The 15379-nt window shown below is 58.3% G+C and carries 17 protein-coding genes; 10 read left to right on the top strand and 7 right to left on the bottom strand.

Annotation, left to right across the window (positions count from 1 at the left end):
- Nucleotides 1-77 precede the first annotated feature (77 nt).
- The gene (locus QOL82_RS27560; protein ID WP_283445534.1) at nt 78-365 is read left to right on the top strand and encodes a hypothetical protein; all 288 of its coding nucleotides are present in this window, start codon (nt 78-80) and stop codon (nt 363-365) included.
- A gap of 29 nt (nt 366-394) precedes the next feature.
- Here the strand turns inward: QOL82_RS27560 and QOL82_RS27555 are convergent, their stop codons facing one another.
- The 4 genes from QOL82_RS27555 to QOL82_RS27540 all read right to left on the bottom strand — a co-directional run bounded on the left by QOL82_RS27555 (nt 395) and on the right by QOL82_RS27540 (nt 3238).
- Nucleotides 395-931: a hypothetical protein gene (locus QOL82_RS27555; RefSeq protein WP_283445533.1), complete on the bottom strand. Its 537-nt coding sequence runs from the start codon at nt 929-931 to the stop codon at nt 395-397.
- Entirely contained in the window at nt 931-1227 is a 297-nt protein-coding gene (locus QOL82_RS27550) for a hypothetical protein (RefSeq protein WP_283445532.1), read from the bottom strand. The genes QOL82_RS27555 and QOL82_RS27550 overlap by 1 nt, the downstream gene beginning before the upstream one ends.
- Nucleotides 1228-1319: 92 nt before the next feature.
- Entirely contained in the window at nt 1320-2081 is a 762-nt protein-coding gene (locus tag QOL82_RS27545; RefSeq protein ID WP_283445531.1) for a vWA domain-containing protein, read from the bottom strand.
- On the bottom strand, nt 2078-3238 hold the full coding sequence (locus QOL82_RS27540) for a J domain-containing protein (RefSeq protein ID WP_283445530.1): 1161 nt from the start codon (nt 3236-3238) through the stop codon (nt 2078-2080). The genes QOL82_RS27545 and QOL82_RS27540 overlap by 4 nt, the downstream gene beginning before the upstream one ends.
- 206 nt (nt 3239-3444) lie before the next feature.
- Here QOL82_RS27540 and QOL82_RS27535 point away from each other — a divergent pair, with 206 nt between their 5' ends.
- Nucleotides 3445-4050, top strand: coding sequence for an SIS domain-containing protein (locus QOL82_RS27535; protein WP_283445529.1), 606 nt, complete (start codon nt 3445-3447; stop codon nt 4048-4050).
- A gap of 208 nt (nt 4051-4258) precedes the next feature.
- On the opposite strand, the gene ltrA is transcribed toward QOL82_RS27535, so the two are convergent.
- Nucleotides 4259-5563 (bottom strand): group II intron reverse transcriptase/maturase, encoded by a 1305-nt coding sequence (gene ltrA, locus QOL82_RS27530; RefSeq protein WP_283445528.1) that lies wholly within the window; start codon nt 5561-5563, stop codon nt 4259-4261.
- 1136 nt (nt 5564-6699) lie between these two features.
- Between ltrA and QOL82_RS27525 the strand changes: the two genes are divergently transcribed.
- Nucleotides 6700-7341 (top strand): protein-methionine-sulfoxide reductase heme-binding subunit MsrQ, encoded by a 642-nt coding sequence (locus QOL82_RS27525; protein WP_283445527.1) that lies wholly within the window; start codon nt 6700-6702, stop codon nt 7339-7341.
- Between the two features lie 30 nt (nt 7342-7371).
- Here the strand turns inward: QOL82_RS27525 and QOL82_RS27520 are convergent, their stop codons facing one another.
- On the bottom strand, nt 7372-8769 hold the full coding sequence (locus tag QOL82_RS27520) for a heavy metal sensor histidine kinase (RefSeq protein ID WP_283445526.1): 1398 nt from the start codon (nt 8767-8769) through the stop codon (nt 7372-7374).
- The gene (locus QOL82_RS27515) at nt 8766-9440 is read right to left on the bottom strand and encodes a heavy metal response regulator transcription factor (RefSeq protein WP_283445525.1); all 675 of its coding nucleotides are present in this window, start codon (nt 9438-9440) and stop codon (nt 8766-8768) included. Before QOL82_RS27515 ends, QOL82_RS27520 begins: the two co-directional genes overlap by 4 nt.
- A 241-nt stretch (nt 9441-9681) precedes the next feature.
- Between QOL82_RS27515 and QOL82_RS27510 the strand changes: the two genes are divergently transcribed.
- From QOL82_RS27510 to sorB, 7 genes are all read left to right on the top strand, one after another.
- Nucleotides 9682-10116: a DUF305 domain-containing protein gene (locus QOL82_RS27510; protein WP_283445524.1), complete on the top strand. Its 435-nt coding sequence runs from the start codon at nt 9682-9684 to the stop codon at nt 10114-10116.
- 54 nt (nt 10117-10170) lie between these two features.
- Nucleotides 10171-11619, top strand: coding sequence for a YncE family protein (locus QOL82_RS27505; RefSeq protein ID WP_283445523.1), 1449 nt, complete (start codon nt 10171-10173; stop codon nt 11617-11619).
- Between the two features lie 246 nt (nt 11620-11865).
- Nucleotides 11866-12240, top strand: coding sequence for a COG4315 family predicted lipoprotein (locus QOL82_RS27500; RefSeq protein WP_283445522.1), 375 nt, complete (start codon nt 11866-11868; stop codon nt 12238-12240).
- A gap of 49 nt (nt 12241-12289) precedes the next feature.
- Nucleotides 12290-12796: an RNA polymerase sigma factor gene (locus tag QOL82_RS27495; protein WP_283445521.1), complete on the top strand. Its 507-nt coding sequence runs from the start codon at nt 12290-12292 to the stop codon at nt 12794-12796.
- Nucleotides 12793-13590 (top strand): anti-sigma factor family protein, encoded by a 798-nt coding sequence (locus QOL82_RS27490; protein WP_283445520.1) that lies wholly within the window; start codon nt 12793-12795, stop codon nt 13588-13590. Before QOL82_RS27495 ends, QOL82_RS27490 begins: the two co-directional genes overlap by 4 nt.
- 101 nt (nt 13591-13691) lie before the next feature.
- Nucleotides 13692-14927 carry a SorA family sulfite dehydrogenase catalytic subunit gene (gene sorA / locus QOL82_RS27485; RefSeq protein ID WP_430438560.1) on the top strand — a complete coding sequence of 412 codons (1236 nt, stop codon included), beginning with the start codon at nt 13692-13694 and terminating at the stop codon, nt 14925-14927.
- Nucleotides 14928-14936: 9 nt separating this feature from the next.
- Nucleotides 14937-15379: SorB family sulfite dehydrogenase c-type cytochrome subunit (gene sorB, locus QOL82_RS27480; RefSeq protein ID WP_488158813.1), on the top strand; the 443-nt coding region annotated here is incomplete at its 3' end.

The following is a 15379-nucleotide window of genomic DNA, read 5'->3' as shown; positions in this document are numbered from 1 at the left end:
GTTTGCGTTTTGACAACTTCAACGCACATTAAATGTTTAACATGAAGTATTAATTAAATATTGATACGGAGTTAGCCATGGACCAGAACCACCCAATGGCAACGCAGCCGGAATACGACCCGGACAGGTTGATTGATGCAATGCTAGAAAAACTTCAGTTGAAGAATGACGCGGCCCTGTGCCGGGCACTCGAAGTCGCGCCGCCGGTGATCAGCAAGGTCCGGCATCGCCGCCTCCCTGTGGGCGCTTCCCTCTTAATCCGCTTGCATGAAGTAACGGATATGTCCGTGGCACAGTTGCGTGAAATACTGGGGGATCGCCGGCAGAAGTACCGGCTCAGTGATGTGCAGGGCAAGCCAAAATAAGGCTATGGCATCGCGGAAAAAGGTGTCGCTTATGAGTTATAGATTCCGTCTGCTCGCGTCAAATAATTTGATATTTGCGGATAGAGTCCAGTTAAGTCAGCCCAGTAAAAAAGCTTGAAGTCCTCGTATCCCTTTTTGACATTCTGCGGGTTGTAGTCTGAGGAGCAAAGCCCTGCCAGATAAACATTGTGAATACCTAGCTCAGGTCTATTGAGCAGGATTCCCTTCGCCTTTTCCATGCGGTCTAATTGGTCAAGGCCGAAGCATTCATGCGCCTTGGCTTCTATCAGAACAAGCGACTGGTTTGATAACGTAAGAACGAAGTCGAAGGTCTGTTTTCGACGCCGCATTACATCAGTGCTGCGCTCGATGAGACCAGCATGAATGAGATCCCTAAACATGCAGACTTCAAAACCGACATCAACGACCGTTACGCTTTCATCCAGCCCAAATTTACCCCGAAGGATATTCCAGAGAGGTCGCGCGTCTCTCCGAAGCTCTGCAAAAAGGATCGCTGTGAAGTGTCGTTCTTCACGCGTAATACTGTCCCACTGGGGAATACTCATTAACCTTCCTTTGGCTTGCCTTGTACCAGGCTGATCCGGTATTTCTGGCGCCGGTCGCCCATCAGGTTGCGCAGTTCGCGCACTGGCAGGCCAGACACCTCGTGCATGCGGATAAGCAGCGCCGCGCCGACCGGCAATCGCCGGTGCCGGATCTTGCTCAGCAAGGGCGGCGCTATTTCCAGCAAACGTGCCAGAGCCGCATCATTCTTTAATTCGAGCCTCTCAATGAGCGCGTTGAGCAAATTGTCGGGGTTATAGTCGACCGGATTTGGCTGTGCAGGAGAATTTGGTTCCATTGGAGGGATAACAGCGGCTCTGAAAGAACCAAATAATATCCCATAGGAAACTTATGATGCCAAATACTCATCCCGGCTGTGTCCTTTGCGCCTCAAGCGACAAAGGGGAGCAGGCGGCGTGCGCCGGGTAGTTGTCCCTTTTTCGCCTCCAAAAGCTTCACGCCACCGTAGGCGAGAACCGCCACGGCTTCCAGAATGTCGCGCAAGTCGCTGGGTCTGGCCCCGTAGAAATCAAGGCATGCGCCGCCCGTGCGCCGGGCGATCTCCTCAAAGACGGCTCTGGCTTTGTGGTCGCCTGTCGATGCGTCGTGAAAGAGGATAGCCCGGACACCGCGCAGTCGAAGCGCGTCGGCCTGCTCAAAGGCTGCGGCAGGCGTTTCCTCGAAACAGTCGCCGATGTAGAGCATCACCTTGATGCCGGCGTGGGTGCGCACTTGTTCCATCAGGTTCACCAGTGCGGTCCCGCCTGCCTGGCATTGCACTGCCGCCGCCTGATCGCGAAACAGGCGCGCATCTGACGAAAATCCGGTAAACGTGTGGACCCGGCCGCCGCCGTGGACAGCCAGGGCGACATCGAGTTGTCCCGGCAAGGCGGTAAACAGCGCATCGGTGACTTCCCGTGCCGTGTCCCAAGCTGGCTCTCTGGAGGCTGTTGCGTCGAACGCAAACACCAGCCGCGGCCGCTGCTGCGGCGCGATCGCAGCTGTCAGCAGGTCAGCGCGTCGGAGACCATCGGCCAGCGGCCTGGCCGGCGTCGCGGCCCGGATTCGGTCTAGTGCCTTGCTTTTCTTTCCGGTGCCAGCGGACTTGCCCACGCGGGCCGGCAGCTTCGGGGAATCGTTCGAGTCGGTCATGCGGTTTCTCCTCGTTCCTGGCGAATCGTGCGATAGGCTGCTGCGGCCACGCGGGCAAACCAGTCGCTGACATTGGCTAAATCCGGATGGACCCGCTGCATGATGCGCCGGTATGACTTGACGATGTCCTCCATAGGCGCGTCACGCGGCACGCCAAGGACTTCATAAGGATCTGGCGTGGCGCCCTCGCCGCTCCCGGCCCCTGCCGCATAGGAGGCGCCCTGCTCGCGCCAGTCCGGCGCTGCCGCATCAAGATAGGCTTCCAGATATTCTGCATCGATATCGCGCCCCTGTGTGCGCAAGGCGCCGAGGATCTCGATCAGCAGTAGGAGGCCAAGTTCCGCCAGGTCGGTGCCGGCGCGCACGCCCATGAAGTCCTTTTTCAGTCGCCCTACCACTTCATTGTTTTCATTGACCTCTACAAAGATGAAGTCGCCCTCTTGACCGGCGCTTGGCGGCCTGCCCGGAGGCCGGCGACAGTCGCTGTCCGGATCAACGCCCAGCCAGCTACAGGCCTGTCGCATGATCAGCCGCTCGACTTCCTGCGACACGCTCGACACCGGGCGCAGTCCTGCGACCCTGGCATCCTCGATGAGGAATCCATCTGCCGCCTCGATGCACTGCCAGAGCGCTTCCGCGCGCCGCAGGTCGGACTCCCACTGTTGTGCGGCGATCTTGGAAATCCAGGTATAGGCGTCAGCCACGCTGCCACGCATGCCGGCAGCCAGCTTGAACGCCACTTCGCTGAGGGCAACGGTCGTTGCTTTTTCAACCAGTACAAAAGCCCCGCTATTGGACACCACCTTACCGCCCGAGGCCAGCGCCACCTTGAAGGGATGATCGGGTTGGCGCACGCGCTCGATATCCTCCACTTCCCTGGGCGGTCGCCGTGCCTCAGCGGGATCGCGCCACAAGGTTGCCAAGTTGCGCCGGGTCCATACCGCAGCGCCAGAGGCACCATCCGGAAGTCGGCTGCGCACTTCTTTCGGCAGCTTGGCACTCGGATAGACCGTGCGCACCATCATGTCGAGGATTGTCGGGCCAACCACCATGTTGTCCTCCACCAAAACAGGCAGGCCGGCAAGAGTGTGGTCTGTGTAGGGGGAAATCAGCGATTCGTCGGTCTGCCACAGCAGGTCCAGGCGGGTGAATTTCACCTGAATACGCGTGTCATTGTGGCGTCCATCGGTATAGCGCTGTTGTCCGCCAATAAAGGTTTGAACAGATCGTCCATATAAATCATAGTGTTATGCTGCACCTGCCACGAGTTGGCAGGCGCTGAAGTCTTGAACAACCTGGCGTAGCCATTTATCGGCTCGCCGCGAAGACAGGCCATACAAAAACTTATCGTTGGGAGAGTGGATTGAAGCAACATATAGTGGCAAGCCTGACTGAAGCTCAGACTGCTCTGGAATCATTGTTGAATAGTGTTGATGGTCTAGCTGCGATCGAGAACGCTGCGCAACTCCTGACCCAAGTTTTTTCACACCGTGGTCGTGTTTACGCTTGTGGTAACGGCGGCTCAATGTGCGACGCAATGCATTTTGCTGAAGAATTGACTGGTCGTTACCGACTCGATCGGGGAGCGTTAGCTGCCACTGCGATCAGTGACGCGGGGCACCTGACATGTGTAGGCAACGACCTTGGGTATGAGCAGGTCTTTTCTCGCTATATCGAAGCGCACGGGCGTCCGGGTGACTGTTTGGTCGCGTTGAGTACGAGCGGAACCAGCAAAAATATTGTCAGGGCTGCAGAGGTGGCAAAGTCTCTTGACATGCATGTGATCACGCTATCTGGCCGACAAAATGCAGCCCTTGCGGCCCTGAGTGATGTGTATGTTTGCACCCCAGGCGGAAGCTTCGCAGACAGAGTGCAAGAACTCCATATCAAGGTTCTTCATATCCTGATCGAACTAATCGAACGTCATTTTTTCCCGGATAATTACCCGACCCCAAGCAATAATTCATAAGCGTTGATCTCTGTGGCCAGTGGCATACCGCCGTGAACGGTAGAGTAAGGATGTGGCGCGGTAGTCTTAGGCTTGGCTTGTCTGTTGGCCGCCGCTTTCGCTTGGCGGTGCCCTAGTAGCGTCTGCCATCACCCCGTTTCCACATCCTCCTCATCGAACCGGACGTGCAGATCTCCCGCATCCGGCTCTCGGACAGTACGTCACGCCTTCACACACGCCATGCTACGCCCCCACGCGCAGTCAGACGCACGAGCCCGAAGTGCCCGTAGAGGTGCGAGAGTGGATAAGTCCCGCCCCTGCGTCGCCTGACCTTGTACTTGTTGCGTAGCCACTGCCGCAACCGCGTTGCCGTGTACATGTCGAGCGCCCGGTATGCCCGGCTGACGGTTCCTACACTGAAGTAGTTTGCCCAGCCGCGCAGCGTGCGGTTCAACTTGCTCACCAGCTCCGTGGTTTCCTGCCACGTCATGTCCAGACGGGTCAGCACATAGACCTTCTCGACCATGCGCTTGATACTCTTCTTCGATGGCCACAGCGCAAGACGCGCCTTGCCGGTCGTCGATGAGTACCGCCTGCCAAACGTAAAACCCAGGAAGTCAAACTCCTCTTCCGGCACCTTGCACAAACGTGTCTTCTCCTCGTTCACCGTCAGCTTCAGCTTGCCCATGATCTCGCGCATGTGTTGCAAGGCTTCTTTCGCCTTGCCCCGCTTGCACAGAATCACGAGGTCGTCGGCATAGGTGACGATGCGGCTGCCGAGGCGATATTCCAGCCCCAGCTTCTTCCAGGCCAGCACGAACCGCCGCATGTACAAATTCGACAGCAACGGCGAAATCGGTGAGCCCTGAGGAATGCCGCGACCGCTGTCCCGGGCAACGGTCGTCCGTGTTCTGACGCCTTTCCGGTCCGTTTCCTCGACAGCGCATTCCAGCCACATCCGAATCAGATGCAGCACACGCCGGTCGACGATGCGTCGCGCCAGCGAGCGCATCAGTTCCGGGTGCGGAATACTGCCGAAGTAGTCGGCCAGATCGGCATCGACCACGTCCGTCTGTCCCCGGTGTAGCCGCTCCTGCACCTCTTGCGCTGCCTGCTGGGCATTGCGGCCCGGTCGGTACGCATACTGCTCTGGTGGAAGGTCGGCTTCGAAGATCGGTTCGAGCACCAGCATCGCTGCTGTCATGCAGACCCGATCCCGAACAGTCGAGATGCCCAGCGGCCTTAGCTTGCCATTGGGCTTGGGAATGAACACCCTGCGAATCGGATCCGGTCGGTAAGTCTCCTCCCTGAGCGACAGCGACAGTTCAGACAACCACCGCTCCACGCCGTACGCCTCGATGTCGGCAAAGTCCTGACGGTCCACGCCCGGTGCGCCCTGGTTGGAGCGGCACTGGGCCCAGGCATGCGCCAGAATGTCTTGCCGATGGATCTTGTCGTACAGGGCGTAGAAGCGATAGCAGTCTGACGACTTCGCTTTCGCGTGTAACGCTGCCTGCAGCTTCTGAACATTCAATGGAGTTGATAGGTTTCCCAATCTCCCATCCCTCGCTACTTCCTGCGTTGATACTGAACCAAGGCTCCTTCCCTCCACCGGCATTACCCGGCTTCGACGGTACTACGAGCCTCTCCGTCACCCTGCAGCGCCCGGACCGTCCCTCACGGGCATCCGGTTGGTCGTCCCCGACCACGCCACGGGGCTTCCCGTGTTGCGTATGTCGTCCTTGTGTACATGCTGTCGCCACTACCCCGGCACAGCGACGGGCGGCATTACTTTGCTCGATCCGTTCCGTCGTATCAGCCTTCCCCGGTATGGCTGCCAGGTCGGCCTGTGCATCGTCCTTTTCGAGGTTTGCTCAGCGTTCACTCGCGTTACGGCCTGCACACTCGCGCTGCCACCGTATTTTGTGGCACGCTTCACCGAAGGCTTCAGCGGCTTCGTTACCTCCACCGCTGCTCCGGTTGCTTCCGGCGGGAGCACTTCGCCGGGCGGGGCTTGCACCCGCTGGAACAACATCGCCTTTTCACGGCGCACGCCATGAGCAGTCGTTCAACAGGCTGACGTGAAAGCCTGCTTTACATTCCTAGGCCGCCATTCGGATGATTGCTGATTTCCATTGTGGCTCTCGCATGTCTTTCTCCAGTCTGACTCCTTAACGCTTCCCCAAAGCCCTTGCAGCCATCGGTTTGCCTTGGCAAGGTGATTCACACAAGGAGGAAATCGAAAGGGTAAACATCGGCGTATAGCGCTTACAGCCATTCGACGTACTTAAACATTGAAACTGAAGGACGAGACGGTTTTATTTCTTTGAGGCATACCTTTTCCTGAATCTAAACGTAGCCGCATGCGCCACCTCGCTTCAGCTTGCTCCTTGACCGGAAAATGACACTCTTGTAATCGCCCAGTCACGAAGTCGTCCTTATGGCCACGCTACTGTTGAATCACTACTAATGGCCGAAAAGGTAGGAATGCTGAGTGTCCGGATACCGATTTTGGCATGGTCTTATATTAGAGAAATATTTTTGGATCAGGCAACGCATCCACCAGCATTATCCGGCATGAAACGCTCAAAGGCTGGAACTACGTCGCCTCGCTCGTACGGGCGAGGATTTGAAAAGTCTTTCTGATCACATTCACTCACAGGAAATGGGATGTTCAATCCGACTGCAAAACAATTCAAGACCATCAAGGCCAGTTTATTCCTGCTGGCAATGCTGCCATTCCTGCGATTGCTGGTATCAGCCTTTACAGACCAGCTCGGCGCCAATCCGGTTGAGTTCATCACCCGCAATACCGGTGACTGGACGCTGTATTTCCTCTGCATCACCCTGGCGGTGACGCCGCTACGACGGTTGACGCACTGGGCCTGGCTGGTGAAACTGCGCCGCATGCAGGGCCTGTTTGTATTTTTTTACGCGGCGCTTCATTTCACGACCTTCCTTTGGTTCGACCACGCATTCGACGTGAGTCAGATGTGGAAGGATGTTCTGAAGAGACCGTTTATCACAGTCGGCTTTATCGCCTTCGTGCTTCTCATCCCGCTGGCGGCAACCAGCACCAATGCAATCATCAGGAAGCTCGGAGGAAAAAACTGGCAGATGCTGCACCGACTGGTCTACCTCATCTCATCACTCGGGATCCTCCACTTCTGGTGGATGAAGGCAGGAAAGCATGATTTCGAACAGCCGCTGATCTTTGGCGTAATTGTGGCAACGATGCTTTTGATGCGGGTGTATTGGCGGCTACAGGCGCCGGTCAATAAGCGCACCGCCTCTGTCGCAACTGCGGGTTGAGAACCCTGCCGGTGAAGGTGCGGCGGCCGTTCATGTTAGCGGCCCGCGGGGGAACGTCAGCGTAAAACAGGTGTTGCCGCCGACACTTGCAGCGCTACTGCGGCCGTGGTGCAGAGACATGATGGTGCGCACAATCGACAGGCCGAGGCCGCTTGCGCCGGCAGATCCGCGACGCGCTGCGTCCGCACGGTAGAACCGGTCGAACAGGCGTGGCAGCTGAGTTTCAGGGATAGCAGGCCCGGTGTTTTCTACCGACAGCGCGATGCCAGTGCTGGTCTCAACGCTCTTCAAAACAATCGTCGAGCCGACGTCGGCATACTGGATGGCATTGGCAATCAAGTTGGCGAGTGCGCGCCGCAGCAATATCGGATCTGCCCATACCGTGCCATGCCCATCAAGCACGAATTGCAAACCGCGTTCTTCGGCAAGCCCTTCAAAGTAATCGGCCATGCGGTCAAATTCGCTGGATACATCCAGTTGGACACATTCGATAGTGGCTTCCGGATGCTCGGAGCGAGCGAGGAACAGCATGTTGTCGATCATTCGTGAAAGTCTCTGGAACTCTTCGAAGTTGGATGCGAGCAGCGTTTCGTAATAATTCACGCTGCGCTTTTGTCCCAGCGCAACTTCAGTCTGCCCTAGCAGGTTGCTGATCGGCGTGCGCAGGTCATGCGCCATGTCGGCCGAGAGTTGGCTCATCTGCGAGAAGCCAGCTGAGAGCCTGACAAGCATGGCATTAAACGCTCCTATCAGCGGCGACAGTTCACTCGGCATGCCGGCCTCATCGATTCGCGCTCCCAGGTTTGCCATGCCGATCGAGTCGGTCTGACGGGCCAGTCCCCGTAGCGGCTTGAGCGCGACTCGCACCAGGATGAACGCGGCAAACGCCGCGAGTGCCGCCCCGATTGCCACTAGCATGACGATCCGGTCTCGGTATCCGTGCAGCAGCCGCGTTCGTTCACTCATGAGCCTGCCAGCAATGACCTCGATAGTTTGCTGCGGATCTGCAGTTCGCGTGGTGGCGGCAACTGCAATAAATGGGATGCCATGCGAATCCACTGTGTGCTGCACGGCTGACAGCGCCAGTCGTGTCTCGGCTGCAAGCGGCATGACCTGCGGGATAGGCATCTGTCCGGGGTTGACTTCGATGAGCGGCGCCTGTCCGGCGAAGCGCAGTACGAGCAGCGATTCGGGATTGCCCAGCATGTTCTCGAACAGGCGCGGCTTATCACGGACCAGTTCCATGGTATTGGCATCCTGGAGCAAGGTGCGGATCTGATCGACACGCGTCACCAGTGCGGCGTCGTCACGTAGAGACAACTGTGTTTCCAGTTCCCGGTACAGGCCGGTGCCAACCGTGCCGAGCACCGCAACGGACAGGATGGCAAAGAGCAAGGCCAGACGGGTGGTAAGCGAAAGCTGTGTCACTCTTCAAGCTCGCAACGGTATCCGACGCCTCGCACGGTGTGGATCAGGTCGGGGCCATCGAAGGGTTCTTCGATTTTCTGTCGCAGCCGTCTTACCGCGACGTCGACGACGTTGGTATCGCTGTCGAAGTTCATGTCCCAGACCCGGGAAGCGATTAGAGTGCGTGACAGGACCTGGCCCTGGTTCGTCATGAAGAATTGTAGCAGCGCGAATTCCTTGTTCGTGAGCGTCACGCGTGTGCTTCCACGGACTACCTTGCGTTTTAAAACATCAATTTGCAGGTCACCGACGACAAGCAATTGCTCTTGGCGTGATGGTCCGCGGCGCATCAGCGTGCGCAGCCGTGCAAGCAGTTCGGCAAAAGAGAACGGCTTGACTAGATAATCGTCGGCGCCAAGGTCCAGCCCCTTGAGACGGTCCTGCAGTTCACCACGCGCGGTCAGGAACAGCACTGGCGTGTCGCCGTGTTTGCGCAGCTTCTGCAAGACTTCCCATCCATCCATCTGGGGCATCATCACATCGAGCACGATGGCATCGTAGTCAAACTGCTGTGCCAGATGCAGGCCATCGACACCGTTGCGAGCAAGATCGACGACGTAGCCCGATTCTGTCAGCCCGTTTTGCAAATAATCTCCAGCCTTCGGTTCATCTTCAACTACCAGGATGCGCACATCGTTCTCCAATAAAAATAGCTGCCTGTCCTTGCCTGCACATATACCACGAGCCGGCCGAGGTGGAAATTGACCAGCGGATTACAGCCTTGTCACAAACGGCGTGCAGCAATGCGTATGAAAAACATTAATGACAGCTTTGTAATGATTCCGTCACCGTTTCGTTTTAAGTGAGGCGATAAGGTGTCACCGTCTGCTGGACCAATCCCGGCATGGTTTCAAATCCAATCGAGGGAAGCGCATGCGCCGACTGCACTGTAATTTTGCGAATTGCCTGGCAATTGCCAGTCTGGCTCTGGCCGCGGCCAGCAATGCCCTTGCTGCCGGACCAGTAACAAGCGGGCACCATGATGGCAACAGCGCTGCAGTCGCGCCGCCATCGTACGTCGCCAGTAGTGCGAAGCCTTACGCCGCACTGGTGGATGACGCGATGCAGATCATGAACGACGGCATGACACGCGCTCCGATGACTGGCGATGCGGACCATGATTTTGCCGCCATGATGCTTCCCCACCATCAGGGCGCGGTCGACATGGCCAAGGCTGAACTCCTGTATGGCACTAACCCGGTTCTGCGGCGCCTGGCACAGGAAATCATCGTCACGCAGGGCCAGGAAATCCAAGTGATGCAGCTGGAACTGAAGAAACAGACGGCCGTTCCGGCAGCCAGACCCTGATCATTTTCGCTGCTGAGCCCTTGACACGCATTGCCCATCCATAAGGACACTACCATGAAGCTGAATCGCCTATCCCTCTCGCTTCTGGCCTTGTTGCCAGCACTCGCAAGCCCGGCCTTCGCAGGCCAGGCGCCAGGCGCTGCCGACTCGCCCGACATTGCCATCAGTTCGAAGGACCGCGTCTACCTGAGCGACCAGTCGTCCAATACCGTGTCCGTGGTGGACCCGGCGACCGAGAAATTGCTGGGCGTGATCCGCCTGGGCGATCAGACGCCGGGCAACCTCAGTCCGCTGTACAAAGGGCAGCTGCTGGTCCACGGCATGGGTTTTTCACCGGACCACAAGACACTGGATGTGGTCTCGATCGGCTCCAATTCGGTCACTTTCATCGACACCGCAAGCAACAAGGTCAAGCACACCACCTATGTCGGCAGGTCGCCGCATGAGGCGTTCTTCACGCCCGACGGCAAGGAAGTCTGGGTCACTATTCGCGGCGAAGATTACATCCAAGTGCTCGACGGCGCCACCTACGAACCGACGAAGCGCATCAAGGTGCCGAATGGGCCGGGCATGACCATTTTTTCGCCGGATGGCAAGTATGGGTACGTCGTATCGAGCTTTACGCCCGAGATGGTGGTCATCGACACCAAGACTCACAAGATTGCGGCAACCGTCAAGCAAGGGTCGCCATTCAGCCCCGATTTGGCCGCGACGCCTGACGGCAAGCAAGTCTGGATCACCTTGAAGGATGTGGGCAAGACCCAGGTCATCAACGCACGTCCGCCATTCGAGACGATCGCCACGCTGGACTCTGGCGCTATCACCAACCATGTGAACATTGCGCGCAACGCACAGGGACAGTTCGCTTATGTCACCGTGGGTGGCCTGAACGCCGTCAAGGTCTATACGACGACCGAGCATCCCGAACTTGTCGCCACGATTCCGACCGGCGAAATGCCGCACGGCCTGTGGCCCTCGGGAGATGGCACCCGCATTTATGTCGGGCTGGAAAACGGCAATGCCCTCGCGACCATCGATACCGCCACCAACAAGGTAGTCTCGACCATCCCGACCGGACAGTCGCCGCAGGGCATGGTTTATATCCCTAATGCGGTGCCTACCGGTGCAGGTGCGGATAACCTGACGCCGCTGGGCGCGGCTGGCGACGCGGTGCATCTGACGCTTGCGCCGGCGGGTGCTGCCAGTGTCGCCACGACCGTGGTGGTCAACAACCAGGGACTGGTTGACATCCTGCAGGCAGGTGTTACCGGGATAGAGCCGAAGAAGGCCTATTTTCTGGCGCTGTCGAACAATGCAGACGGCTCCGGGCCGCTCGACCCGGTCGCGAAATTCATGGGCAACCCTGCAGGTGCCGCGATCGTCGGCGCCATCGGTCCGCTTCGAAAGTCAGTCGAGGGCAGCGGGGGCAATGCGAAGCGATACCTGGTCATCGCGCCTGTGGTGGACGACAAGCCCGGCACACCGATCCAGGTCCAGCGTTAGAGATGCGATGCATGGCAACCTGCCCGGTTGCAGTGCAATAAAACGGCAGCAAGTCGCCCGTCGTGCATCACGCATGCCAGCGGCTTCCGATGAAAAATAATGTCGAGAAGGCTGGAATAAACCGATGTCGAAACTCGTTTCCCCTTTTATGGCTGGTCATTTCAACCCTGCCATCCGTTTCACCGTTTCGTTTTTCGCAAAGCGCTCGGAAGATTCCCGGCGTTACTCTATTTAGGAGCTTTTCCCATGACAACATCTCGTCTTCTGTTTCCATTCCTGGTTTCAGCTTTGTTGGCAGCAGGGGCCGCAGTGGCCGCCGATGGACTTAAAAAGGTCGATGGCCTGATGGTGGACGGTGCCGGCAAAACGGTCTATACCTTCGACAAGGATGTGGCCGACAGCGGCAAAAGTGCTTGCAGCGGCCCGTGTGCCAAGCTGTGGCCACCGTTTCCTGCCGATGCGGCACCGGCCGCAGCACCCTATTCGGTGGTAACGCGTGACGACGGCACCAAGCAGATTGCCTACAAAGGAAAACCCTTGTACCTGTACTCGGCTGACCAGAAACCCGGCGACAGGACTGGCGACGGCTTCAAGGATGTGTGGCACGTCGTCAAGGACTGATATGGCTGGTCCACGCACAGCAAGCCGCGCGTAGCCTGAGAGGAAATCGATGGAACAGGATGATGTCCAGCTCATCGCCTGCATTCCCCGCTTGCGGCGTTATGCGCGCGCCATGGTTGGCAACAGGGGCGATGCCGACGACCTGGTGCAGGACACGATAGAGCGTGGCTGGAGCAGGCTGTCGTCGTGGCGTCGCGGCAGCGACATGCGCGCCTGGCTGTTCGGCATCATGCACAACATGTATGTCGACCAGCTGCGCAAGCCGGCTCTCGCCACGGATATTCTCGACGACGACACGCCGGTGACGCCTGTGCGCGCCGCCCAAGCCGATGGCCTGGAGATACGTGACATGGAAGCGGCGCTGCAGTTGCTGCCGCCAGAGCAGCGCGAGATTCTGCTCCTTGTAGCGCTCGAAGAAATGACGTACGAAGAAGTCGCAGCGACATTGCGCATACCGCTGTGCACGGTCATGTCGCGCCTGTCTCGCGCTCGCGAAAAACTGCGCGCATCGTTGGAAGGCCGCACCATCGTCGTCCCCTTGAAAGTTGTGAAATGAGCCAGGCACTCGTGACCGAAAGCGAATTGCACGCCTATGTGGATGGGCTGGTGTCGGAAACGCGCCGTGTCGAAATCGAAGCATATCTTGCTGCGCATCCGCATGAAGCAGGCCGGGTTGCCGCGTATGAGGCGCAAAATTCCGCGCTGCGTGCGCTGTATGATCCGGTGCTTGAGGAACTGGTGCCATCGCGCCTGACGGCGACGCCACGCACCACCTCTTGGCACCTGCAGCGATACGCAGCAGGATTGGTCATTGCCTTGGCCAGCGGCGCGGCAGGATGGTTTCTGCACGGCGTCGGAGATGAGGACGCCGTGCCGGCGCGAGCATTGCGGGCAGGCGGCGCATTCCAGCAGGCAGCTTCGCTGGCGCACCAGGCAGCCATTGCACATGTGGTCTACAGCCCGGATGCGCGACACCCGGTAGAAGTCGGCGCCGATCAGGAAGCGCATCTGGTGACCTGGCTGTCGAAGCGGCTCGGCACGCCTGTCCGCCCACCAAAGCTGGGAAAGCTTGGATACGACCTCATAGGCGGCCGGCTGCTGCCGGGCCAGAGTGGGCCGGTGGCGCAGTTCATGTACCAGGATCGCGGCCAGCAGCGGCTGACCCTGTACGTCTCCACGGAGCAGTCCCACAACAAGGACACCAGCTTCAGATTTAGCGAACAGGGGCCGGTCAACGTGTTCTACTGGATCGATGGAAAATTCGGTTATGCTCTTTCCGGCACCATCGACAAAGCGACATTGGCCAATGTTGCCGCGGCAGTATATGAACAACTGGACAAGCCGCCATGACCGGCATGCGCAAATACCGGTGCATGCGGGGAACGTCTGCTCCTGCAACCGGCCGCAAATAGCCAATGATCATCATATAAAAAGAGGAAGATATGTTTGAGATGAATGGCAAATACCGATCAATAGTCTCCCGTCGCCTATTTCTCCAGCGCGCCGGTGCATTCGGTTTAGCGGCAACGCCGCTGGCGGCCCTCGCTGGCGCTGCGGTGGAGGAAGGCGTGACCTTCGCTGACGGCCCGCGTGAGCTGGTGACCTATCCGCAGAAGCGGCCACTGATACGCGTTCATACCCGCCCACCGCATCTCGAGACGCCATTCGAGGTCTATAACGGCGGCGCAATCACGCCGAACGACGCCTTCTTCGTGCGCTATCATCTTGCCAACATTCCCTTGTCCATCGATCCCGAGACTTACCGCCTCGAAGTCAAGGGTACGGTGTCCAGGCCGCTCAGTCTGTCGCTGTCGGACCTGAAAAAGATGGGCCAACATGAAGTCGTGGCGGTGAACCAGTGTTCCGGCAACAGCCGCGCATTTTCTTCGCCGCGCGTCTTCGGCGCACAACTCGCCAATGGCGCCATGGGCAACGCGCGCTGGGTCGGCGTGCCCCTCAAAACGGTTTTGGAAAAAGCCGGCATCGGCGCTGGCGCAAAGCAGGTGGTCTTCAACGGCCTTGACCAACCGGTGCTCCCAAGTACCTCCGACTTTCGCAAGTCGCTCGATGTCGAGCATGCGCTGAGCGGTGAACCCATCCTGGCCTGGTCCATGAACGGCAAGGACATCCCTTTCCTGAACGGCTATCCGCTCAAGCTCATCGTGCCCGGTTACTTCGGTACTTATTGGGTCAAGCACCTGTCGGACATCGAGGTGATCGACCAGGCTTATACCGGACATGACGCGCTATTCATGACCACTGCCTACCGCGTTCCCGACAACGACTGCATGTGTGTCGCCCCAGGCACCACACCGGCAAAGACAAGGCCGATCTCGACGCTTGCCGTACGAAGCTTCATTACCAGCGTTGTCAACGGCGGCGTGTTGACGGCCGGCCGCACGGTTGAACTCAAGGGCATTGCGTTCGACGGTGGAACCGGTATCAAGGACGTCGAAGTGTCCATTGATGGAGGCAAGACATGGCGCACGGCGAAGCTCGGGCAAGATCTTGGACGGTTTTCCTTCCGGGAGTGGAGTTTGCCGATATCTTTCAGGCAGAAAGGCGCGGCTGTGCTGATGGTCCGTGCAAGCAACCGGCATGGTGACGTGCAACCGGATACGGCGACATGGAATCCCGCGGGTTATCGCCGCAATGTCATCGAATCCACGAACGTCGTCATCGCCTGAGGACAGACCATGCGAAAACTCTTAAAGCGCACGGCAGTGCTTGCGGTCGCCTGCGGCGTTGCCGGACTGCTCCATGCGGCCCCACTTGCCATCACGCTGCCGTCTGAAACTGCAAAGCTGCGGGAATCCAGCTTGCCTGGTCACCTGATCGCTACCCAGAAGTGCGCAACCTGCCACTCGGCTGATTACATCAGTTACCAGCCGCCCGGCATGACGTTGCAACAGTGGACAGCCGAAGTCGGCAAGATGCAGCATGTCTACGGTGCTCCCTTGACCGATGATGAAGTGAAGAAAGTTGGCGCCTATCTTGCGGTTGCCTATGGCAGCGCCAAGGAAGGCGAACTGCTGGTAGAACTTAAGGCGCCGGCTGCACCGACGGCGGCCTCTGACAAAGGCGATGCCACGGCGCTGTTGAATGCCAATGGCTGTCTTGCGTGCCACGGAATAGACAA

The sequence above is a fragment of the Noviherbaspirillum suwonense genome, from assembly GCF_900182955.1.
Taxonomy (GTDB): Bacteria; Pseudomonadota; Gammaproteobacteria; order Burkholderiales; family Burkholderiaceae_D; genus Noviherbaspirillum_A; species Noviherbaspirillum_A suwonense.
This window is presented reverse-complemented; position numbering and strand designations above follow the sequence as displayed.